The organism is Micrococcus sp. HSID17227, assembly GCF_003989405.1.
Lineage (GTDB): Bacteria > Actinomycetota > Actinomycetes > Actinomycetales > Micrococcaceae > Micrococcus > Micrococcus luteus.
Map to the genome: position 1 here is coordinate 1 of NZ_RBLN01000377.1, position 1,555 is coordinate 1,555.

The window sequence follows — 1,555 nt, forward strand, 5'->3', positions numbered from 1 at the left end:
TGGCGCCGGGCGGGGTCGAGGCGGAGCGGGTCCGCGTCGAACGCGCGACCGACGTCGACCTGCACCGCTGGGTGCAGTGGATCGCCGCCGAGCAGCTCGCCGGCGTGCAGGAGCGGGCCCGGGCGGCCGGCATGCGCATGGGCGTCATGGTGGACCTGGCAGTCGGGGCGACCCGCGAGACCGCGGACGCGTGGATGCTCGGGGACGTGCTGGTGCCGACCATGTCCGTCGGCGCGCCGCCCGAGCTGTTCAACCAGCTGGGCCAGGACTGGTCGCAGCACCCCTGGCATCCGCGCCGCCTGGCCGAGACCGGCTACGCCGCGTTCCGGGACATGCTGCGCACCGTGCTGCGCGGCGCGGGCGGCATCCGGATGGACCACGTCCTGGGGCTGTTCCGCCTGTGGTGGATCCCGGAGGGCGCCGGTGCCACCCAGGGCGCGTACGTCGAATACGACCACGAGGCGATGCTCGCCGTGCTCACGCTCGAGGCCGAGCGGGCCGGCGTCGTCGTGGTGGGCGAGGACCTCGGCACGTTCGAGCCGTGGGTGCAGCGCCGCCTGGCCGAGGCCGGCGTGCTCGGCACGTCGATCCTGTGGTTCGAACAGGAGGACGGCGAGCCCACCCCGCCGGAGCGCTACCGGCGGCTGGCCATGGCGGCGGTGAACACGCACGACCTGCCGCCCACGGCCGGTTACCTCGAGGGCGTCCAGGTGGACCTGCGCGAACGGCTGGGCCTCTACACCGTGGACGTCGCCCAGGAACGCCGCCGGTCGGCGGAGGAGGTGCGCGCGTTCCTCGCCGCCGCGGCCCGGCGCGGGCTGCTCGCCGAGGCGGACGTGGACGTCCCCGACGCCGGCCCCGAGGTGCGCGAACGCCAGATCGTGGCCCTGCACCGCCTGCTCGCGCAGGCGCCCTCGGCCCTGCACAGCGTGGCGCTCGTGGACGCCGTGGGCGAGCGGCGCATCCAGAACCAGCCCGGCACCCTCCAGGACCAGTACCCGAACTGGACTGTGCCGCTCGGCGACGGCGCCGGACGGATGGTCTCCGTCGAGGACCTGGCGGACTCGGCGTCGGCGGCCCGGCTGTTCGACGCCGTGGACGCCGAACTGCGGGCGTCCGTGCCGGTGGGGATCGGGGTCAGCCTGCACACCTCCCCCCTGGCCCAGCCCGGCCGCGGCGACGCCGGCGGCATGAACGTCTACGTGCGGCAGGCCGCCGTGGCCCTGGCCCGCCGGGGCGTGCGGATGATCCTGCTGACCCGGGCGGAGGAGCCGGTGGGAGCGGATGGCGCACGGGTCCGGATGCTGGACGCCGGCGGGCAGGCCCCGCCGGTCACGGTCGTGGACCTCGCCGCCGGGCCGTCCGCTCCCGTGCCCAAGGAGGAGCTGGCGGGACTCGGCGCCGAGTTCACCCGCGCGGCCCTGGACTGGCTCGCCTCGGACGCCGTGCCGGGCGGTCCCGTCCTCGGTGGCCGGATCGGAAGAGCGGCCGGCAGGGGAAGAGCGTCCTCCCCCGTGTCTACCTTCGTGGCTCGGCTTTGTTTAAGCAAACAAAA

At 75.2% G+C, this 1,555-nt stretch carries 1 protein-coding gene; it reads left to right on the forward strand.

The window, feature by feature from the left end:
• A partial coding sequence (locus tag D8M29_RS11975; protein ID WP_238693414.1) for a 4-alpha-glucanotransferase occupies window positions 1-1,555 on the forward strand: 1,555 nt, incomplete at both ends.